The following is a 20,587-nucleotide window of genomic DNA, read 5'->3' on the forward strand; positions in this document are numbered from 1 at the left end:
ATCTAAAAATAACCATCAGAGTTAACAAAGACCGTTAAATATTACTTAAAAATTAGAAGATGAAAAGCAAATGATTATTATATCCCATCTAAAGATCTATTCTTCTTCACATATAAGAAAGTAAGAAGAGATAACAAACCAAATACAGAAAAACCTATAAACAAAGGCAACACAGAGTCCTTTACAAAACTCCCAATATAATTAGCAATAGGCACTGCCATTACTGTTGATACAAATCCATTAATTGCAGCGCCTATACCCGCAATATGTCCAAGAGGGTTCATAGCCAACGCTCGTAGATTTCCAAATAAGAAACCAATAGCAAAGAATTGTAGCGCAAAAAAACCTAATAAAACTTCTATACTAGGGTTTTTTCCTGACCAAAACAACAGTACATAAATCAAAGAAATTAGTACATAAGCTATACAAGCTATATATGCTATTTTCCACATACCAAAACGCACTACCAAACGGCTATTCAAAAAAGTTGACAATCCTACAGAAATAGCTAGGCTTGCAAAAATATATGGAAATAGCTCTGCCATACTATATTGTTGCTCAAATATCTGTTGAGACGTACTTAAATACACCATAAAAGAACCTGTAATAAATCCCGACACAATGGTGAAGGCAATGACTTCTTTGTATTTCAAAAATTCTATTGTACCGTCAATAAATATACTTCTTTTAAAAGGTATTTTGTTCTCAGGCTTTAAAGTTTCCCTTTGCCGTATCCAAAACCAAAACACGACAAGTAAGCCAAAAACTAGATTTACATAAAAAATAACTTTCCAGTGGTAATAATTTAAGATAAATTGTCCTAAAGCAGGTGCGATTACCGGAACCAGTATAAAGACCATAACTACGATTGAAATGATCTTAGCCATGTAATCGCCAGAATATCTATCTCGAATAATAGCGATTGCCATAGTACGAGGAGAAGACAACCCAATGCCTTGCAGTACTCGTCCAAAAATCATCATCTCAAAGTTCTTAGTAGTTACACAAATAATGCTAGCAACTATAAACAATAAAAAACCAGCATAAACTATGGGCTTTCGACCAAAACTATCAGATAAAGGTCCAAAAATCAATTGCCCAAAACCTAGCCCTAAAAAGATCATTGTAATCATTAACTGATTATCATTTGTATTAACCACTTTAAGATAAGAGCCTATTTCCGGCAAAGCAGGTAATAAAGCATCTATTGACAATGCCACTATCGACATTAATGAGGCCATTAATGTTACAAATTCTAATTCAAGTTTCGGTTGATTGGTTTGCATTGAGCAAATGTAGTTAAATCTAAACTCATTAATTTAAATTCATATATTGTTAAACATTTGCTAAAGTCTTCTATACTTGTTCCGCTATTGGTATCTTTATAAACTATTAATTCAATACAATGAAATTTAAAATATTACCCCTGCTTTGCATTATGGTTTTTCTATCTAGCTGCTTAAAGGCCCAGGACCTCACTTTTGAACAGTACAATCCAAAGTCTACCTTGATCGTTCCGAGCAGTATTATAAAAAAGGCAAAATTCCCTTTTATTGATATACATGGGCATCAATATAAAATGGCTGAACAAGATCTTACACCCGTTATTGCCGCTATGGATACATTGAACATGGGTATCATGGTTAATTTAAGTGGTCGCTCGGGTGAAAATCTAAAAAAGTCAGTAAAGAATATTGATGATAACTACCCAAATAGGTTTGTTGTTTTTGCTAATGTAAATTTCAAAGAAGTTGGCTCAGAAGGTTGGGCAGAAAAAGCCGCAGCTCAATTAGAACAAGATATAAATAATGGTGCGAGAGGATTAAAAGTTTATAAAAGCTTAGGTATGTATAACAAAGACACTGATGGTAATCGATTAAAAGTAGATGATCCTCGCTTAGATCCTATTTGGGCAAAGTGTGCCGAAATGGGCGTTCCTGTTTTGATACATACTGCCGACCCTAAATCTTTTTGGGATGAGTTTGATGGCGATAACGAACGTTGGTTAGAGTTAAAAACAAAACCAAGAAGAAAGCGTGGAGCCGATAATCCCGCTCCTTGGGAACAACTAATATCAGAGCAACATAATATGTTTAAAAAACATCCAAAAACCAAGTTTATAAATGCGCATATGGGTTGGTACGCAAATGATTTAGGGAAGCTTGGACAGCTATTAGAAGAAATGCCAAATATGTATGTGGGTATCGGTGCTATTATAGCAGAATTAGGTCGTCAACCTCGCTTCGCAAAAGCATTCTTCGAAAAATATCAAGACAGAATTCTTTTTGGGAAGGACAGTTGGAAACCAGAAGAATTCCCTACGTATTTTAGGGTTCTAGAATCTGATGATGAATATTTTCCTTACCATAAAAAATATCATGCATTTTGGGCTATGTATGGCTTAAACCTATCAGATGACGTTTTAAAAAAGGTTTACTTCAAAAATGCATTAAAATTAGTCCCTGGTTTAGATAAATCGCTTTTCCCAAAATAAAATATCATCTATGAAATCTATTCTATTTTTAGCAAGCATCTTATTAATTATATCTTGTTCTAAACAATCACGTATTAAAGATAACTTAAACCTTGTTTCAAAATTAAGTGGCTCATGGAAAACCAATGCATTTTCTGGTGAACTCCATGAAACTTGGCAATTAGAGAAAAACGGTTGGATGCAACAACAAGGTTATTATATTGAAAAAGCAGATACAAGCTATAGTGCCAAAACAAGAATAGAAAAAGTTGGTTCAGATATTATTCTTTTTAGCGTAATAAAAAATTCAAATCCAAAAATATTTAAAGCAATAAAATCTAGCGAAAACGGAATCATTTTCGAAAACAAAGATTATAAAAATCCGTATCAGGTAAAATATGAATTTATAGATGCAAGTAATTACAAGAGAACAATAATGGGATACGAAAATGATAGTTTGGTTATATATGAATTCGACTTTAAAAAGCAACATAATTAATCCTACGAAATAATGAGATCATTACTATTTGCTTTAATCTTTATTTTTTTCGCGCAAGTAACATTTACGCAACAAATACCTGATACTACTTATAATCCGACCATAGAAAAACCAATGTATAGGTCTGGTAAAGGTTCATTGATTTTTATTGATGAAGGTCATCATAATTTTCACACCAAAGATGGTAACTATTGGGCTTTTGCCAACTTATTAAAAAGAGATGGTTATGTAATTGACGGATATACAGGGGAATTCACTAAAGAAAAATTATCAAAAGGAAAAATACTAGTCATCTCTAATGCATTGAACGAAGTAAACATTAGAAGCTGGGTTTTACCAAATCCATCTGCTTTTACAAAAAAAGAAATAGAAACCGTAGAACAATGGGTAAATGATGGAGGCAGTTTATTTCTAATTGCCGATCATATGCCTATGGCTGGCGCTGCTGAAAAATTAGCAGCTGTTTTTGATTTTGAGTTTACAAATGGATTTGTTTTTAACACAGAATCAAACCGGGGCACTGCTTATTTTAATAAAGAAAACAATACTCTTTCTGAAAATAGCATCACAAAAGGGAATAGCGCTAATGAAACTGTAAACAATATAGTTTCTTTTACAGGTCAAGGATTCAAAATTCCTGATGACGCAACGTCCGTTTTAACTTTTGATGATAAATATGTAAATATGTTGCCAGACACAGCATGGGTTTTTAGGGGTATTCCAAGAACACCTATTAAAGGATGGTCGCAAGGTGCATATAGAAAATATGGAAAAGGTAGGGTTGTAATGTGGGGAGAAGCAGCCATGTTTACTGCTCAATTAGCTGGGCCAAATAGAAGACGCTTTGGGATGAGTTTAGATATTGCTAAAGAAAATTATCAATTATTACTCAATATTATTCATTGGTTGGATGGAAAATTAAATTAAAAAGCCCCGTTTGGGGCTTTTATCTATTCAAAATAACTAAAGGTTTCTCCACTTTTAATATTAAGCAACGATTCATAGATCAACTTGATCACATTTTCAACATCTTCTTTATGTACCATTTCTACCGTAGTGTGCATATAACGTAATGGTAAAGATATCAACGCAGAAGCAACGCCGCTTCCACTATAAGCAAAAGCGTCAGTATCTGTTCCTGTAGCTCTAGATAATGCCGCTCGTTGGAACGGAATTTTATTTGATTCAGCAGTATCAGTAATAAGATCTCGTAATTTTTGTTGGACAGCTGGCGCATATGCAATTACAGGACCCTTACCTGTCTCACAATAACCTTGTTTCTTTTTGTCAATCATCGGTGTAGTAGTATCATGCGTAACATCTGTAACAACGGCTACATTTGGCTGAATACGTTCTGCAATCATTTGAGCACCACGTAAACCAATCTCTTCTTGTACTGCATTTACAATGTATAAACCAAAAGGTAATTTCTTTTTATTTTCTTTTAATAATCGTGCAACTTCAGCGATCATAAATCCGCCCATTCTATTGTCTAAAGCTCGACATACAAAGTTGTTCTTATTTAGAATATGAAACTCGTCTGGATAGGTTATTACGCAACCAACATGTACACCTAACTTTTCAACTTCTTCTTTCTTCTTGCATCCAACATCAATAAAAATATTTTCAGGTTTTGGCGGTTGTTCTTTAGCTCTACTACGTGTGTGAATCGCTGGCCATCCAAAAACTCCCTTAACAATTCCTTTTTTAGTATGAATATTTACAACTTTACTGGGAGCAATTTGGTGATCAGAACCCCCATTACGCACTACATATATCAGTCCATTATCAGAAATATAATTTACGTACCATGAGATTTCGTCAGCATGACCTTCTATTACAACTTTATATTCAGCTTCTGGGTTGATAACACCAACAGCTGTACCGTAAGTATCCGTAATAAATTCATCTACATAAGGTTTTAGATAATCCATCCAAATCTTTTGTCCATCCCACTCATAACCAGTTGGTGAAGCATTATTCAAATATTTTTCTAAAAACGTAAGTGATTTTTTATTGAGAATGCTCTTTTTTGCCATTGTTTAAAATTTAGTACACGAATGTAATAATTTATAGCTAAATAAACGTTAATGTTTAGAGTGAGTCTAATAAATATTCTACTTTTGGAATGGTATTTGAAAACCTCCTTTTAAAAGGAATAATGAAGAATATTCTAATATACATATTAGTTCTTTTTACTATTGCAATCTCAGCACAAGAAGTAAAAAAAGATACAATTATTGACGACCTGATCATTATAAAAGGTGATTCTGCTATTATTTCTTTAGATGAAGTTGTGGTTTTAAATAAGTTAAAATTCGATTCTACAAAAGAAAAACGATACTATTATTGGTATTGGAAAAAAGTACATAAAGCCTACCCATATGCAAAATTAGCAGCTGACCGATTGATACAATTAAATGATCAGTTAGCAAAAATACGCTCTAAGCGGAAGCGTAAACGCCACACCAAAAAAATGCAAAAATACATGGAAGGTGAGTTTACAGATAAACTAAAAAAAATGACTCGCACAGAAGGACGCATTCTTATAAAGCTACTACATCGTCAAACTGGATTAACTGCTTTTGATCTAGTTAAAGAATACCGAAGTGGTTGGAAAGCTTTTTGGTATAATACTACTGCAAATATGTTCAAACTATCATTAAAAAGTGAATACCGCCCTGAAAGTGAAGCAATAGATTTTTTGATAGAGGATATATTGCAACGTTCATTTGTAAATGGTAGTTTAAAAGAACAAAAACCGCGCTTACCAATCGATTATTACGATATCTCTAAGAGATTTAAAGATATTGATGTAATTGAGACTATCAACAACAGGAAATCTTAACTTTTAAAGCTAGAAAGTTAAAGCTTTGTTAAACCATTCTCTACAATTAAACCTTTGACTTTATAGCTAGTCATAGTTGTGTAAAAATTATAAATTATTTAAAATGTATAGTATGAAAAAATTAGTAAGTCTTGTTTTGTTAGTATTATTCACTATAGGTGTTTATGCGCAAGAGCAAGAAAATCAACAGAAACGCAAACGTCCAAACTTTACTGCTGAGCAAATAGCCGAATTACAAACTAAAAAAATGGCTTTAGATCTTGACTTATCTAAAAAACAACAAGATCAGGTTTTTGAGATTAATAAACGTAAAGCCACTGAGCGTAAGCAAAAAATGGAAGAGTTAAAAGCCATTAGAGCAGAGAAAAAACAATTATCTAACGATGAGCTTTTTAATTTGAAAAACAGTAGGTTAGATAAGCAACTTGTTCATCAAACTGAAATGAAAAAGATATTAAACGAAAAACAGTTTGATACTTGGAAAAAAACTAGAAAACATAAAGCTCATAAGGCCAAGAGAAAAATGGCCAAACGCAAGATGAAAAAACGAAAAATGAGACATAGAAAATTTCAAGATAGAAGATAAAAAAAGCGGCAAAAGCCGCTTTTTATTTTCATAACTCTATATAAATTTTCTGGCCTATTGAAAGGTCATTACTTTTTAATCCGTTTAACCATTTTAATCGATCTACAGTTAAATTATATTGTCTAGCTAAAGAATATAATGTATCACCTTTTTTAACCTTAACATAAGTACCAGGTTTCACCGGTGTTTTTTTCTTCACTCTAGTTACCCCGCCTGCATACTTATCATTAAAATCATCGAATTTATATAATTCATACAATTCGATGAGGGTAATTAATTTCTTAGGATATTTTGGGTCAGTAGCATATCCTGCTTTTTTTAAACCTCTTGCCCAGCCTTTATAGTTAGTTAATTTTAAATCAAATAATGCGGCATAACGTTTTCTTTCAAATAAGAACAACGAATGATCTCTAAAAGATGATAAAGGGTGTTCATATTTTCTAAAACATTCTTGTTTAGCATCGTCATCATGGTAAATGCGCTTTCCTTTCCAACTTCTGTGGCATTTTACACCAAAATGATTATTACCTTTTACAGTTAAACGACTCCTACCACTATTCGATTCTAGTATACCTTGCGCCAGCGTAATGCTAGCAGGAATTTTATACTTCAACATTTCTGCTATAGCTATATCGTTGTATTCTTCAACATAAGCTAAGGTACTTTTATGTAAATATGGCTTTCGTTTTTTAAGATCATAAACTAGTTCATCTGCTCTTGGAACTTTCTCTACAGCAATATTTTTTACCGCTATAGGCTTAGTTTGCGGCTTTGTTTTTACTACAGCTTTTTGAGGTTCCTTTTTAGAAGAAATAATGGTTTTCTTAGAGCTACAGCTCATTAATAAAGAAAAAAACACAAGTATTAAAAAAAAGTTTTTCATCATTCAATCAATGGCTTTTGCTGCCGTTCTAATTTTTTATTAACACCTTCAATTCCTTGTAAACCTCCAGTGTGGATTATTAAGATTTTACTCTTGCCTTTAAAATATTCTTTTCTTGCTAAGTCAACAATTCCGTATACCATTTTTCCTGTATAGATAGGGTCAAGAGGAATACCCGTTTGTTGCTTAAACTGATTGATAAACGTAATAAGTTTGTCATTTATTTTACCATAACCACCAAAATGATAGTCGTTGTTTATATGCCAATTTTCATGCCTTTTAGTAAGTTTTCTAACATCATTAGTTAAAAAACTACCTTTTAAAGCTGAAAAGCCTATGACTTTCTGTTTAGCTTTCGCGGAATTGATCAAACCTGCAACGGTACCTCCAGTACCAACTGGCACACATATATGATCAAATTCTTGGTCTTCTTTTGTTAAAATTTCTTCACAACCTTTAATAGCAAGTACATTGGTTCCTCCTTCTGGAATCAGATAAAAATCGTCATGCTTTTCTCTAAGGCTTTCAACAAAATCTGCATCATTCTTCTTTCGATAAGCCTCCCTAGAAATAAAATCAAATTGCATACCGCATTCTCGGGCAAAGCGCAGCGTAGCATTATCCAAAAACCGAGTTTTAAGTTCCTCGCCACGAATAATCCCAATAGTTTTAAATCCAAATTCCTTTCCTGCTCCGGCTACTGCAGCTATATGATTAGAATAAGCTCCTCCAAACGTTAATAATTTATCCTTGTGTAGCCGTTTTGCTTCTTCTAAATTGTATTTTTGTTTGCGATATTTATTTCCCGAGATAATTGGATGTAGTAAATCTTCCCGTTTAACGGTTAACCCTATTCCATTAAATTCTATAGATTGATTACTACTCTTCATTACCCAATAAGCACAAATGTACTTAAATACATACGCTTTACAGCTACCATTAATCACTAGAAATTAACAAGATTATTAACGTGTAAATATGTAATTTTGCATCAATAATTTAGTAATGAAGTGTACAATAAATTACCCGAATTAGAACCAGATGATTTTTATTATTCTGAGCAAGGATATAAGGTCTTTACAGAAAAATACCATTTAAAACGTGGTTATTGTTGTGAAAGTGTCTGCAAGCATTGCCCTTATGGTTATAATAAGAAAACAAACTCTCAATAATAAAAGCATTAAATTAGAGGAAATTCGGCATGATTCTTGTTAATTTATTTTAACGTTTTCAACTATATTTTGAGAGCAATATATAGTCAAATATTATCTAATTATATATTAACAGCATGAAATTAGTAAAATTACTCTTACTCACGGTATTGTTTGCAACCACTTCATGTGTTTCCGTACAAGTGGCTTCAGACTATGATAAGTCTACAAACTTTAATGAATTTAAGACCTATGCCTTTTATAAAAAAGGAATTGAAAAAGCTGATATTTCTGACCTTGATAAAAAAAGAATCTTAAAGGCAATTGAAAAAGAATTAGCCGCTAAAGGTTTCGTAAAATCGGAAAACCCTGATGTTTTGGTTAATATTTTCACCAAGTCTAGCAATAAGGTAAATGTACGCAACAATAACAACTTTGGTTGGGGTGGTTTTGGGCCTTGGGGCCTTTGGAGTCCATGGGGTTTAGGTGCCTGGGGCTGGGGAGCATGGGGTCCTTGGAATGCTGGAGCTGATGATTATCAGATTACCCAATCTGTACAAGGTACTTTATTTATTGACCTGATAGATGCTAAAAAAAGAGAATTGGCATGGCAAGGTACAGGTACGGGTTCATTTCGCCCTGCTCAAAACGTTGAAAAGAAAGAAGAGCGTCTTAAGGATTTTGTCTCAGAAATTATGGCAGGTTATCCTCCTGGTGCAGAATAAAATAGAGATTAGTATTTAATATAATAATGATGAGAATTACAAAACTACTTGTACTAACTATACTTTTTATAGCCACTTCTTGTGCTTCGGTTAAAGTTGCATCTAATTATGATGATAAAACCGACTTTGGCGATTATAAAACCTTTGCCTTTTATAAAAAAGGGATAGATAAAGTCGATATTTCTGATCTAGATAAGCGTAGGATACTAAAGGCGATTGAAAAAGAATTAGAGACTAAAGGGTTGACAAAGTCTAAGAACCCAGATGTTTTAGTTAATATTTTTACCAAGTCACGTAAAAAGATTGATGTCTATAATAACAATCGTTACTTTGGATGGTACCCATGGTATTATGGAGGATTTGGACCTTTAGGATTAGGTTTTGGATCTAACGCCTACCAAACGGTTGTCAAATCTACCGAAGGAACCTTATTTATTGATTTAATTGATGCAAAGAAAAAAGAATTAGCATGGCAAGGTGTAGGTACTGGTGCTTTGCGTTCTGCAAAAAATATTGAAAAGAAAGAGGAACGAATTAGTGAATTCGTAACAGAAATTATGGCCAATTATCCACCAAGTGCCGAATAGGCATTGTTTATATTTTCTGTTTGATTGAAAATCCCAAAACGAGTAACTGCTTGCTTTGGGATTTTCTATTTTCTTAAATAATAAGATGTTATTGGTTACCACTGCATTGCACGGCCACCTTAAACTTTGAATGAATAATTCTTAATTACAATGGTATGAGAACCTAGTTTTACTATGAACTTTGCAAGCTACTCCAATTATTTAATCTGAAAATAAGGTCATATATGAATCTACTTTTAGTATACAGATTTTGTCCAAAAAGATATTTTTATTTGTCTTTAATACAGGGAAATTATGGAAGAAAATTCATTATTTTGCTCTAATAAAGAGTAAAATATTCACTGAACAAGAATAAACATGGATTCTGTAATGCCTTATGACTTCAAAAAAATAACTCATGAAATTTGATTGGTATATTATGGTTATTTTATTTGGGATAATACAAGGTATATTTGTGTTATCTTTTCTTGTTTTTAAAGTAAAAAACAAATCTCATAAACTTCTTATTTGGTGGTTGATAATTCTATTGTTATTTCTAGTTGAATCCTTTCTGGCTAGATCTGGTCTTTTGAAATTTATAATTCATTTTTTTAAGTTTCCAACACCATTTATTTTTCTTCTAGGCCCGATATTGTACGAGTATTCCTTAGTACTAAGTAAAAGAAAAATTCGAAAAAAAATACTCCATTATTTGCCTTTTATCTTTTATTTTCTTTATTCCTTCAATTTTTTCTTACAACCATCAAAATATAAACTATATCTGATTGCGAGCGGTTTTCATTCTGATTGGGGAATTGAGAAGACGGAAATGGCATTTTCATTTGACCCGTGGAATATAAATGGTTTGATTATTGTTGAAATTATTTTCTTGCATATTCTAATTTATTGTTTTTTAAGTTTTAGAGTTATGCACTTATATAAATCTTTAATTTCCCTACTTAATAGACATTGGCTTTTTTATCTTACAAGTATATTGACAATATATGCTTTGATTTTGATTTTTTCTCAAAATGGAGATATTAACGGATCATATATTATTAAAAGTATTGTTCCTCAATTTATTTCAAGCTTATATCTAACGCTTTCGATGTACTTAATTGCATTCTATGTAATTTTAAAACCAATTACTTTTAAGAGGGAAATAATTAAATATGAAAAGTCGTCACTAAGTAAAGAATATAAAACAGAAAAGTTAAATAGAATATTAAATATTCTAGAGGAGGACAAACTGTACCTAAGATCGGATTTTTCAATGAAATTTCTATCTGAAAAAATTGGTATTAGCAAACATCATATATCACAGATTTTAAATGAAGAATTGAATTGTAGCTTTTTTACTCTAACGAACGGACTGAGAATTAAAGCAGCAAAAAAAATACTTAAAAACACGAAACACTTAATGAAAATGGAGCAATTGGCACTCGATGTTGGCTATAATTCCAAGTCAACTTTCTTCGCTGAATTCAAAAAGGCAACTCAGCTAACACCATTACAATATCGCAAAAAAGTAACATAGTTTTTCCCGATTGTTTTGTACTAAATTTTGACCTAAATAGAATGCTGATCAGATTGAAGTATTTAATTTTATATTTCATCCTTAACATTAATTTAATTTGAAAAAATTTACAGTATTTCTATTTGCATTTATAATATCTAGTTGTTATAACGAATCTACATCGACTAAAGCTAAACAAGTAATTAACTCTACTCAAGAAGTAAAAATAATACAGCTTGTAAAAGAATATATTTCATCATTTGAGAAAAATGACCTCTTCAGCGGTAACATTTTGATAATGAAAAATGACAAGGTTCTTTTGGAGAAATCTTATGGAAAAGCAAATTTAGAACATAACGTTGCTGCAACATCAGAAACAAAATTTAGAATCGCTTCGATATCCAAATCGATAACAAAGCTTGCAATAATTCAATTGGTAGAAAAAGGAAAGTTAAAGTTGGAAGACAAACTTTCTAAATTTATCACCGATTATCCATTTGGGGACATGATAACAGTGAAGCAACTTCTAGATCATTCGTCTGGAATTCCTCATTTAAATGATTTCTCCGAATATGACCAGTTTGCGAAAGAATTTTATTCAATAACTGATGTTATCAGTCTGTTTAAAAACCGGCAGTTAGATTTCGCTCCAGGAACTGATGAAAGATATTCTAATTCAGGTTATGTTTTACTAGCCTATATAATTGAAAAAGTCTCAGGTCTTAGCTATAGTAACTACCTAACAAGAAACATTTTCATACCTGCTAAAATGAGCAACTCTGGCAATGACAATGGTATTAAAATTATTGAAAACTTAGCAAAAGGTTACATGATGAATTTAAGTGGTAAGGGTCTTCAAGCTCCCCTTTATTACAACCCGTCTATTAAAATAGGTGGAGGATCAATATATTCTACTACTCGTGACATGTATTTATTTCAAAAAGCCTATAGGGATGGTGATTTGAGTGAATCGACCGATCCACTCTACAACCAAGGAACATATGGGAAATCTCCAGGTTATAACGCATCTATTTGGGGGTACAAGGAATTTTTTATAGTCATTTTAAGTAATAATTATAGCACGCCAATACGAAAAATGTCATTGGGACTTTCGAATATCGTACTAGGTAAAGATGTGAAGTTTTTAAATATAATCGAAGATAAATCAATTCTCCCTAGCACATTTTTAGAATTTGAGGGAACCTATATTATTGGACATGATTCAATCAAAATAAAAAAGCAAAATAATGTACTAATTGAAATAGAAAACCATGATAAATGGAGAGCCAATCGATTAATCCCTTTAAGAAAGGATGTTTTTTATGATACAAATTATATGGAAGAACTCAAGTTCAATCGAGATGAGGGTAATTTGGTTTCAAGTTTTACATGGGAAAATGGAGATAAGGCCATTAAATTGACAAAATAATTTGCATTTTCATGAACAAGAAAATTGTAACTTTTATAACAGCTTCAATATGCATAATATCTTGTCGAAATGTTTCTGAAATATCAGTATCTAAAAAACCCCTATCGATAGAAGCATTTTATATAAAGGATTCATTAATAAACAAGTATGATTCAATTAGGATTAGGGCTATTCTACCAACCTATTATAAAAAAACAAACAAAAGATATCCAGTCCTATATTTTTTACCAGGTTACAACCAAACAGATTCTATAATTTATGATTTAAAAATAGATTCAATCCTAAGAGATGGTTTCAACAAAAGAACGTTGGAGGAATTTATTTTGGTTACATTCAACAATCAAAATAACAATTACACCAACTGGGTTGGGGAAGGTCAATTATGGTCTGATTTTATTAGCACAAGTTTAATCAAATTGATTGATACTAAATACCGTACGATAAATTCTCCAAATAAGAGAGGGCTATATGGTGTGTCCATGGGAGGAGAAGGAGCTCTATTCAATGGGTTTAAAAATCCAAAAAAATTTGGAATATTAATTAGTCATAGTGCCTCTGTGCATTATCCAGAATTAACTAATGTGTTTGACTGGAGCAAACCGTTTCTGGAGTCATATTTTTCTCCGATATATGGCTCTCCTATAACACAAGAAAATTGGCAGAGACAGAATTTAATTTGGTTAATTCGAAATACAGAATTTTCAAGTAGTCAGAAAATATATTTCGATGTAGGGAAAAGCGATCATCTTAAGTTTTATGAGACCAATATACTACTAAGTCAAGAATTAAATAAAAAACTTATACCTCACACTTTCAGGTTAAACGAGGGTGGTCATGGTAATAATTATTATAAAATGAATATTCCTATTGGCTTAGATTTTTGGAATAATGTTATTAAAAATTAAACTATGAAAAGTTCCTCTATTATACTATTTATTTTGTGCATGTATTTTCTTTCTATAGAATCACCCTTCGCACAAACTGAAAAAGATGAGTATAATAATTTTATAGAAAATATTAAAGAATTAAAACTTGAAGGCAAGTTTTATGACGCAATATCTTTATTACAAAACAAATTAGTTGATCTCAATCGGAAAGATTCTACATCTAATGAAACAGGGAGAATTAAAATTGTCCTCGCTGAAATCTTTTTAAGAAAATCTTTTCATGAAAATTTTATGGACAAAAAGGCCCTTAAGTTATACAAAAGTGTTCTACAAACCTCATTAAGCCACAAGGATTCTATCCTTATGGCAAAAGCTATTTATGGTATCGCATTTTATCGATTTAGAGAAGGGCCAAAATATTGGAATAGTTCTTTAGAGCAACTTTATAAATCCCTTTTATTGAGAAGAAAACAAAACGATTACTTTGGAATTTCACAATGTTTAAACTTAATAGGCACAATAAGTTTAAGACGGGGACTTCTAGAACAAGCAAACATTACACTTCGTGAATGCCTTAAGTATGCAAAAATGTCCAAATCCAAATTTATGGAAGCCGATGCGGAACGACATTTAGGGTATATTTTTTATTTTAATGGAAATCTAGAAGAAACTATTCAACATTTTAGGAAATCTCTAAAACTTCGCAAAGAAATTGGATATATAGATGGAGTCATATTTTCTTCTATTTCTTTAGCACAAGTTTATGCTCGCAATTCCGAGTATAAAAAATCAAAATCACTTTTAAAATATGCATTAAATAATGCCAAAAAAATAAGTTCACCATTTGGAGAGTTAAGAGCCAATTGGGAATTGGTTAAAATTTATCAAAAAACAGGAGCTAATAAAAGAGTTCAAAAATTATTACCTAAAATAATAAGTCTTTCAAAGGAAATTCAAAATAATGAAATATTAAAAAAGGCAAAAAACCTAATGCTAAAATCAAATAAATTATGAATAAAAAAATTCTACTTATCCTGCTTATTTTTCTAAGTATAGATACTCTTAACGCACAAAAAGAGGCAAATAAAAAACCCAAACTTGTCATAGGAATTGTTGTTGATCAAATGAGATTTGATCAATTACATAAATACGAAAATAGGTATTCTTCAGGTGGGTTTAAAAGGTTAATTAATGAAGGGTATAATTTTAAAAATATGAATTATAACTTTATCCCTACAGTTACTGCATCTGGTCATGCTTCAATTTACACCGGAACTACACCTTCAATACATGGAATTATTGGAAATAGCTGGTTCGACCGTGATTTGAATAAAGAGGTTGAAAATGTCTCTGATTCTTTAACGGAAATTATAGGATCAAAAAGAGAAAATAGCGAAGGTGTTTCTCCTAAGAATTTATTAGTTACAACAATCTCAGATCAATTAAGGCTCAATTCAAATTTTAAATCGAAGGTTATAAGTGTTTCATTAAAAGATCGAGCAGCTATTCTGCCTGGTGGGCATACGGCTAATGCAGCTTATTGGTATGATTGGAAATCAAGCCCAGGATATTTCGTGTCAAGTTCATATTATATGGAAAAACTTCCTAAATGGGTGACTGAGTATAATAGCATGAACAAACCAGATCAATATTTAAATAAAACATGGAATACGCTTTACCCAGTTAATAGTTATATTATGAGTTCGGACGACAATAATAGTCATGAGAGAATACTTAGAGGTAAGGAGAATCCAACTTTTCCATATAATTTCAAAAAATTAAGAAAAATATATAGAGAAAGAAAAGCAGAATTTCAATTGATGTGGATAAATCCTAATGGTAATTCCATGCTTACGGATTTTGCAATAGAGGCAATCAAAAACGAAAATCTGGGAAAAGATGAATATACCGATTTAATTAACATCGGATATTCAGTTCCTGATGTTGCCGGTCATACTTTTGGGCCACATTCAGTTGAAATTGAAGATATTTATCTTCGATTAGATAAGGATTTAGATCATTTATTTAAATCCCTAGATAAATATATCGGAAAAAATAAATATATCGTTTTTCTGACATCTGATCATGCTGCAATTCCAGTTGCATCTTTTTTAAAAAGACATAAATTGCCAACTGGCATAGCAAGGATAAAGGGATATAAAAAATCTTTAAATTTATTTTTGACTAAAAATTATAAAAGTGATTCATTAATTCAAAATTTTGATGGAGAGCAGTTATATTTAAATAGAAATAAAATATTAGAATTAGGTCTTAAACTCAATAATATTCAAAATTCTGTTTCTAGTTACCTTATAACTCTTAAAGGAATTAAAATGGCTATAAGCAGCAATCAACTCCAAACTTTAAATTATGAAGGTCCGCGAAAATTTTTACAAAATGGATTTTACAACAAACGATCTGGAGATGTATCTATTATTTTTAACCCTGGTCATATTCAAAGCTCAAATTCCGAGATTAAACTAGAGGATGTAAAGGGTACTACACACGGTTCGGGATACTCTTATGACACGCATGTTCCCATGTTATGGTATGGTCCAGGGATACCTAATGGACAATCTGTTCGACCTGTATATATTACTGACATCGCGCCAAGCCTTGCCATGATATTAAATTTGCAATTACCTAGTGGTAATTCTGGCAAACCTTTAATAGAATTATTTAATTAAATGACTTTTGAAATTATGAAATCGACAAGATATAAGGCAATCTTAAAGATTATTTCAGTCTTTTTTATGCTATTAGCACCTATTTATATTTTTAAAAATATCTATGGAATAGCAATGGGGATACTTTTTTCAGTTTTATTAATTTTTTTTGTTCCCCCAAAATTTTGGAGAGAAAATGTAGATGAGGTAGGGTTTTATAGACCAGTTAGTAAGTTCTGGGTAATCAAAGCATTTTTTATAGGTATCTTAATTTCTTTTTTATTCAAATCTTTAATTGCGCCAATATTAGAAGTACTATTGTCATCTGAAAGAGATTTAAGCAGTTTTTATCACTTAAAAGGTAACTTCACCCTTTTATTACTGTATATTTTACGACTGGTGTTGATTGCTGGGTTCTTCGAAGAAGTTTTATTTAGAGGGTTTCTTTTAGCTCAGTTATTAAAAATCTTTAATGATTCATTCTTTGGTTGGGCAGCAAGCATATTGTTATCCTCAATAGTTTTTTCTTTATTTCATAGTTACCAGGGGCCTGTAGGGATTATATATACTGGGCTAGTTGGAATTGTTTTGGGTGTTTCCTATGCCCTTTTTGAAAGGAACATTTGGTATTTAATAGTAATTCATTCAACCTTTGATATAAGTAGTGCTATTCTAATGTATTTTAATTTTTATGATAACATATCTAATCTTTTTATTGGTTGGCTATTCTAAATGGAAATCCCAGTAAATTCAAGAGTAAATTTTTTTTGTATGAATTGAAGCACAAATGAAAAAGGGTATTTTTTAATATAATTCACAAAGTTATGAATTCTAAGGAACACTAAAATCTTGATTAGCTTTTTTTAAAAAAATTATAATGAATGAATCGAAATCTTTGAAAGCTGACCTTTTAAAATATTGCATCTGGTCATTTGGTAAAATTTCAAATTTCAAATGGACATTATGCTTAAAAAAAATCATGCAATATTTCATCTACATCTTTTATCTTCAATTTTATTCTTGTGTCGAAGAATTTGTTCCAGATAATATTGCTTTTGATGATCTTTTAGTTGTTGAAGCATCATTGACAGATGAAAATAAATTTCAAAAAGTAAAACTTTCTCGAACTTTTGAATTTGATGAACCTATAGTTTATGAAACTCAAGCTGATGTGAAAATAGTTGATGAATTCAACACTGAATATATATTTAGTGAAGATAAAAAAGGCGTTTATATTTCGAACCAAAAGTTTGCTATCAGACCCAGTACTGGTTACAAATTAAAGATTACTTTGAAAAATGGTTCTCACTATGAATCTGCGAATACTATTTTACCTGAAAGTAATGCGCAAATTATGGAATTATCCTACAACAGGGCTTTTAATTCTGATGATAAAGAAGGTATTGAAATTCTTGTCGATAGTTTTGATCCAACAGGTAATTCTAGATATTATCGATATGAATTTGAAGAAACTCAACGGATTGTAGTACCAGATTGGGGTCCACAGGAAATAATAATTATTTCCGATACCCCACCATTTGAAGTTGCCAATATACCTAATTCTAGAAATAATAGAACTTGTTATAGTACAAGTATATCAAATGATGATATTATTCAAACTCAAACAAACACACTAACAGAAGATAGAATAACTAAGTTCCCGGTAAAGTTTATTTCTAAAACGGATTCAATCATTAGAGATAGATACAGTATTCTAGTTAAACAGCATGTACAATCATTTGAAGCTTATTCATATTTTAATATTTTAAATGAGCTCGCTAGTTCTGAAAGTGTTTTTACTGAGAATCAAACAGGGTTTTTAGAAGGGAATATTTTTCCTGTTACAAATGTTAGCGAAAAAGTTATTGGATTTTTTGAACTGACATCGGTATCTAAAAAAAGAATGTTTTTAAATTACAAGGATCTTTTCCCAAATGATAACAGACTTCGTTTTTTTGTAACTTGCGGTTTACCCGTATGGTCAGCTCCTAATTTGGTAGATCCCAATAACCCTAATTTTTCTCCTTTAATTGATTCATATAGTAAGAATGAAATACGGTTTTTGTATCGAAATGAGGACTTTCTAGGAAACTTCATTGATGATCCTCCATACACTGTGACCCCTGTGGAATGTGGAGATTGTACCTACTGGGGTAGTAATATAAAACCGGAATTTTGGATTGATTAATTATGCACCATAAAAACTATATCTACTTTACACTGCCAATAGTTAACGGAAAAGTAAGTTAAGGTTGATTATTCAGATTAGAGTTTTTGAAAAATTCTATTAAAATTGGTGTAATTTTAGCTATAATTTTTTCTTGGAGTCGAAATAAGTTAATTTTGATGTTCTTAGTACATGGCTTTTTTAGATGGTTCTATGTTATTTATTACTATATCGGAAAAGATCAGGACAAAGAAAAATCGTAGCTTATTCCTGCAAATTCTCCCACTCCTCCATCAATGCCTCTACTTTATCTTTTTTCGCTTGATAGCTGGTGAAAAAATCGGTATTGGACGTTAGTTCCTCATAAGTTGCGGCGTCCATGAGTTGAGCATCAATTTTTTTAATCTCTTTTTCAAGATCGGCAATTTGAGTTTCTAATTTACTCAATTTATTTTGAAGCTTTTTCAATTCTTTTTCGTCTTGATAAGATTTCTTATTAGATGCAATCTCTTTAACTTCTTTAACCTTCGTGCGCTTTTCTACCTCTCGAAGATTTTCAAGATTATGCTCCTCTAAGTAATAATCTATGTCGCCTAAATATTCTTTAATACGGCCATCTTTAAATTCATAGACCGTCTTAGCTGAGCCTTGTAAAAAATCACGGTCGTGTGAGACTAGGATCAACGTACCCTCAAAATTATTTAAAGCTTCTTTTAATACATTTTTAGAAGCTATATCTAAATGATTGGTTGGCTCATCCATTACCAATACATTAAATGGAGATAGTAACATTTTACATAAAGCTAAACGATTACGTTCACCACCAGAAAGTACTTTTACTTTTTTCTCTACATCATTACCACCGAACAAAAAAGCACCAAGCATGTCGCGAATTTTTATACGGTTACTATCGTTAGAAGCATCTTCCATAGTTTGCAAGACTGTCTTATTACCATCGAGATATTCTGCTTGATTTTGAGCAAAGTACCCTATCTGTACGTTATGACCAAGCTTCAGATTACCATTAAAAGGAATCTCACCAACAATCATTTTTGCCAATGTAGTTTTTCCTTGCCCATTCTGACCGACAAAAGCAATCTTACTTCCACGTTCAATCAATAAGTTAACATTACTCAACACTTGCTTCTCTCCGTAACTTTTAGCTAAATTCTTAGCCTCAACAACTACTTTACCAGGATTAACAGATAACGGAAAACGCACTTTCATTACAGATTTATCTTCTACATCAACTTCTATACGTTCTACCTTATCTAACTTTTTAATTAATGATTGGGCAAAAGCTGCCTTACTCGCTTTATAACGGAATTTTTCAATGAGCTGCTCTGTTTGTTTGATCTCTTTTTCTTGATTTCTCTGTGCCTGGAGTTGTTTTTCCATTAGTTCCTTACGCTGAATCAAATATTTAGAGTATGGATATTTATAATCGTAAATATTACCCATAGAGATTTCGATAGTTCTATTAGTAACATTGTCTAAAAACATTTTATCATGCGATACTAGCATAATAGCGCCAGAATATCTTTTTAAAAATTCTTCTAGCCAAATAATTGATTCTATATCTAAATGATTTGTTGGCTCATCTAATAATAAAATATCATTATTCTGCAATAACAATTTCGCCAATTCTATACGCATACGCCAACCACCAGAAAAGGTATCTGTTAGCTTATCAAAATCTTCGCGTTTAAAACCTAAACCTTGTAGTATTTTTTCAGTTTCACCTTGGTAATTATAACCACCGAGCAATTCATATTGCTGTGTAAAATCGTTCAAATCAATAATTAATTGATTATAAGCTTCGCTTTCATAATCTTTTCGTTCAGCAAGCTGCTTATTTACCTCATCTAACTTACGCTCTAATGCTTTGATTTCTGTAAAAGCTTCGTAGGCTTCGTCTAAAACGGTTCTACCAAAAACAAAATCTATGTCTTGCTTTAAAAAACCAATACGAACCTCTTTCTCTAAAGCTAATGTACCTCCATCTATTTCTTGTTCTTTAGCAATTATCTTTAATAATGTAGATTTCCCAGCTCCGTTTTTACCAACCAAACCAACTCTATTACCAGGATCTAACTTAAAAGTGATCCCTGAAAATAAATCTTCTCCTGCAAAAGAAACAGTTATATTATGTGCATTTAGCATAATTTATTGAACTTATCTAGCTTTAAAT

The 20,587-nt window shown here is 31.5% G+C and carries 20 protein-coding genes; 15 read left to right on the forward strand and 5 right to left on the reverse strand.

Translation table 11 applies throughout. The features are described 5' to 3' along the window. Window positions 1–77 precede the first annotated feature (77 nt). Window positions 78–1,286, reverse strand: coding sequence for a multidrug effflux MFS transporter (locus AC1EUV_RS00420; RefSeq protein WP_480196680.1), 1,209 nt, complete (start codon window positions 1,284–1,286; stop codon window positions 78–80). 119 nt (window positions 1,287–1,405) lie between these two features. Here AC1EUV_RS00420 and AC1EUV_RS00425 point away from each other — a divergent pair, with 119 nt between their 5' ends. Genes AC1EUV_RS00425 through AC1EUV_RS00435 form a run of 3 tightly spaced genes read left to right on the forward strand, consistent with a single transcriptional unit; the run spans window position 1,406 to window position 3,899 of the window. After that, the gene (locus AC1EUV_RS00425; protein WP_480196681.1) at window positions 1,406–2,494 is read left to right on the forward strand and encodes an amidohydrolase family protein; all 1,089 of its coding nucleotides are present in this window, start codon (window positions 1,406–1,408) and stop codon (window positions 2,492–2,494) included. A gap of 10 nt (window positions 2,495–2,504) precedes the next feature. Next, window positions 2,505–2,972 carry a hypothetical protein gene (locus AC1EUV_RS00430; protein ID WP_480196682.1) on the forward strand — a complete coding sequence of 156 codons (468 nt, stop codon included), beginning with the start codon at window positions 2,505–2,507 and terminating at the stop codon, window positions 2,970–2,972. A 12-nt stretch (window positions 2,973–2,984) separates the two neighbouring features. After that, window positions 2,985–3,899, forward strand: a complete 915-nt coding sequence (locus tag AC1EUV_RS00435) for a hypothetical protein (protein WP_480196683.1) — start codon at window positions 2,985–2,987, stop codon at window positions 3,897–3,899. A 23-nt stretch (window positions 3,900–3,922) separates the two neighbouring features. Here the strand turns inward: AC1EUV_RS00435 and AC1EUV_RS00440 are convergent, their stop codons facing one another. After that, a complete protein-coding gene (locus AC1EUV_RS00440; protein WP_480196684.1) occupies window positions 3,923–5,011 on the reverse strand; it encodes a M42 family metallopeptidase in 1,089 nt (362 codons plus the stop codon). 122 nt (window positions 5,012–5,133) lie between these two features. Here AC1EUV_RS00440 and AC1EUV_RS00445 point away from each other — a divergent pair, with 122 nt between their 5' ends. Both AC1EUV_RS00445 and AC1EUV_RS00450 read left to right on the forward strand, forming a co-directional pair. After that, window positions 5,134–5,820: a DUF4294 domain-containing protein gene (locus AC1EUV_RS00445; protein WP_480196685.1), complete on the forward strand. Its 687-nt coding sequence runs from the start codon at window positions 5,134–5,136 to the stop codon at window positions 5,818–5,820. Window positions 5,821–5,932: 112 nt separating this feature from the next. Next, window positions 5,933–6,406 (forward strand): hypothetical protein, encoded by a 474-nt coding sequence (locus AC1EUV_RS00450; protein WP_480196686.1) that lies wholly within the window; start codon window positions 5,933–5,935, stop codon window positions 6,404–6,406. Window positions 6,407–6,434: 28 nt separating this feature from the next. Here AC1EUV_RS00450 and AC1EUV_RS00455 read toward each other — a convergent pair whose 3' ends face one another. Both AC1EUV_RS00455 and AC1EUV_RS00460 read right to left on the reverse strand, forming a co-directional pair. Further along, window positions 6,435–7,292 (reverse strand): glucosaminidase domain-containing protein, encoded by an 858-nt coding sequence (locus AC1EUV_RS00455; protein WP_480196687.1) that lies wholly within the window; start codon window positions 7,290–7,292, stop codon window positions 6,435–6,437. Beyond that, on the reverse strand, window positions 7,289–8,179 hold the full coding sequence (locus AC1EUV_RS00460; RefSeq protein ID WP_480196688.1) for a 1-aminocyclopropane-1-carboxylate deaminase/D-cysteine desulfhydrase: 891 nt from the start codon (window positions 8,177–8,179) through the stop codon (window positions 7,289–7,291). Before AC1EUV_RS00460 ends, AC1EUV_RS00455 begins: the two co-directional genes overlap by 4 nt. Window positions 8,180–8,299: 120 nt before the next feature. Here AC1EUV_RS00460 and AC1EUV_RS00465 point away from each other — a divergent pair, with 120 nt between their 5' ends. The 10 genes from AC1EUV_RS00465 to AC1EUV_RS00510 all read left to right on the forward strand — a co-directional run bounded on the left by AC1EUV_RS00465 (window position 8,300) and on the right by AC1EUV_RS00510 (window position 18,417). Then, window positions 8,300–8,461: a C1orf53 family protein gene (locus AC1EUV_RS00465; RefSeq protein WP_480196689.1), complete on the forward strand. Its 162-nt coding sequence runs from the start codon at window positions 8,300–8,302 to the stop codon at window positions 8,459–8,461. A gap of 116 nt (window positions 8,462–8,577) precedes the next feature. Continuing rightward, a complete protein-coding gene (locus AC1EUV_RS00470; protein ID WP_480196690.1) occupies window positions 8,578–9,165 on the forward strand; it encodes a DUF4136 domain-containing protein in 588 nt (195 codons plus the stop codon). A gap of 29 nt (window positions 9,166–9,194) precedes the next feature. After that, window positions 9,195–9,752, forward strand: a complete 558-nt coding sequence (locus AC1EUV_RS00475) for a DUF4136 domain-containing protein (RefSeq protein WP_480196691.1) — start codon at window positions 9,195–9,197, stop codon at window positions 9,750–9,752. 994 nt (window positions 9,753–10,746) lie between these two features. Continuing rightward, window positions 10,747–11,268 carry a helix-turn-helix domain-containing protein gene (locus AC1EUV_RS00480; protein WP_480196692.1) on the forward strand — a complete coding sequence of 174 codons (522 nt, stop codon included), beginning with the start codon at window positions 10,747–10,749 and terminating at the stop codon, window positions 11,266–11,268. Window positions 11,269–11,365: 97 nt separating this feature from the next. After that, window positions 11,366–12,676, forward strand: coding sequence for a serine hydrolase domain-containing protein (locus tag AC1EUV_RS00485; RefSeq protein ID WP_480196693.1), 1,311 nt, complete (start codon window positions 11,366–11,368; stop codon window positions 12,674–12,676). 11 nt (window positions 12,677–12,687) lie between these two features. Further along, window positions 12,688–13,581 (forward strand): alpha/beta hydrolase, encoded by an 894-nt coding sequence (locus tag AC1EUV_RS00490; RefSeq protein WP_480196694.1) that lies wholly within the window; start codon window positions 12,688–12,690, stop codon window positions 13,579–13,581. Window positions 13,582–13,620: 39 nt separating this feature from the next. Beyond that, window positions 13,621–14,577 (forward strand): tetratricopeptide repeat protein, encoded by a 957-nt coding sequence (locus AC1EUV_RS00495; RefSeq protein ID WP_480196695.1) that lies wholly within the window; start codon window positions 13,621–13,623, stop codon window positions 14,575–14,577. Then, the gene (pafA, locus tag AC1EUV_RS00500; protein ID WP_480196696.1) at window positions 14,574–16,250 is read left to right on the forward strand and encodes an alkaline phosphatase PafA; all 1,677 of its coding nucleotides are present in this window, start codon (window positions 14,574–14,576) and stop codon (window positions 16,248–16,250) included. Before AC1EUV_RS00495 ends, pafA begins: the two co-directional genes overlap by 4 nt. Before the next feature lie 15 nt (window positions 16,251–16,265). Further along, the gene (locus tag AC1EUV_RS00505) at window positions 16,266–16,961 is read left to right on the forward strand and encodes a CPBP family intramembrane glutamic endopeptidase (protein ID WP_480196697.1); all 696 of its coding nucleotides are present in this window, start codon (window positions 16,266–16,268) and stop codon (window positions 16,959–16,961) included. 145 nt (window positions 16,962–17,106) lie between these two features. Then, on the forward strand, window positions 17,107–18,417 hold the full coding sequence (locus AC1EUV_RS00510) for a DUF4249 domain-containing protein (RefSeq protein WP_480196698.1): 1,311 nt from the start codon (window positions 17,107–17,109) through the stop codon (window positions 18,415–18,417). A 243-nt stretch (window positions 18,418–18,660) separates the two neighbouring features. Here the strand turns inward: AC1EUV_RS00510 and AC1EUV_RS00515 are convergent, their stop codons facing one another. Next, window positions 18,661–20,559, reverse strand: a complete 1,899-nt coding sequence (locus tag AC1EUV_RS00515) for an ABC-F family ATP-binding cassette domain-containing protein (RefSeq protein WP_480196699.1) — start codon at window positions 20,557–20,559, stop codon at window positions 18,661–18,663. Window positions 20,560–20,587 lie beyond the last annotated feature (28 nt).

It is taken from the genome of Maritimimonas sp. 2304DJ26-3, from assembly GCF_056591635.1.

Coding starts and splice junctions, on each gene's coding strand:
- AC1EUV_RS00450 (WP_480196686.1), top strand. CDS start 5,933: ATGAAAAAATTAGTAAGTCTTGTTTTGTTAGTATTATTCACTATAGGT.
- AC1EUV_RS00460 (WP_480196688.1), bottom strand. CDS start 8,179: ATGAAGAGTAGTAATCAATCTATAGAATTTAATGGAATAGGGTTAACC.
- AC1EUV_RS00440 (WP_480196684.1), bottom strand. CDS start 5,011: ATGGCAAAAAAGAGCATTCTCAATAAAAAATCACTTACGTTTTTAGAA.
- AC1EUV_RS00505 (WP_480196697.1), top strand. CDS start 16,266: ATGAAATCGACAAGATATAAGGCAATCTTAAAGATTATTTCAGTCTTT.
- AC1EUV_RS00495 (WP_480196695.1), top strand. CDS start 13,621: ATGTATTTTCTTTCTATAGAATCACCCTTCGCACAAACTGAAAAAGAT.
- AC1EUV_RS00515 (WP_480196699.1), bottom strand. CDS start 20,559: ATGCTAAATGCACATAATATAACTGTTTCTTTTGCAGGAGAAGATTTA.
- AC1EUV_RS00470 (WP_480196690.1), top strand. CDS start 8,578: ATGAAATTAGTAAAATTACTCTTACTCACGGTATTGTTTGCAACCACT.
- pafA (WP_480196696.1), top strand. CDS start 14,574: ATGAATAAAAAAATTCTACTTATCCTGCTTATTTTTCTAAGTATAGAT.
- AC1EUV_RS00430 (WP_480196682.1), top strand. CDS start 2,505: ATGAAATCTATTCTATTTTTAGCAAGCATCTTATTAATTATATCTTGT.
- AC1EUV_RS00455 (WP_480196687.1), bottom strand. CDS start 7,292: ATGATGAAAAACTTTTTTTTAATACTTGTGTTTTTTTCTTTATTAATG.
- AC1EUV_RS00425 (WP_480196681.1), top strand. CDS start 1,406: ATGAAATTTAAAATATTACCCCTGCTTTGCATTATGGTTTTTCTATCT.
- AC1EUV_RS00490 (WP_480196694.1), top strand. CDS start 12,688: ATGAACAAGAAAATTGTAACTTTTATAACAGCTTCAATATGCATAATA.
- AC1EUV_RS00435 (WP_480196683.1), top strand. CDS start 2,985: ATGAGATCATTACTATTTGCTTTAATCTTTATTTTTTTCGCGCAAGTA.
- AC1EUV_RS00420 (WP_480196680.1), bottom strand. CDS start 1,286: ATGCAAACCAATCAACCGAAACTTGAATTAGAATTTGTAACATTAATG.
- AC1EUV_RS00445 (WP_480196685.1), top strand. CDS start 5,134: ATGAAGAATATTCTAATATACATATTAGTTCTTTTTACTATTGCAATC.
- AC1EUV_RS00510 (WP_480196698.1), top strand. CDS start 17,107: ATGAATGAATCGAAATCTTTGAAAGCTGACCTTTTAAAATATTGCATC.
- AC1EUV_RS00475 (WP_480196691.1), top strand. CDS start 9,195: ATGAGAATTACAAAACTACTTGTACTAACTATACTTTTTATAGCCACT.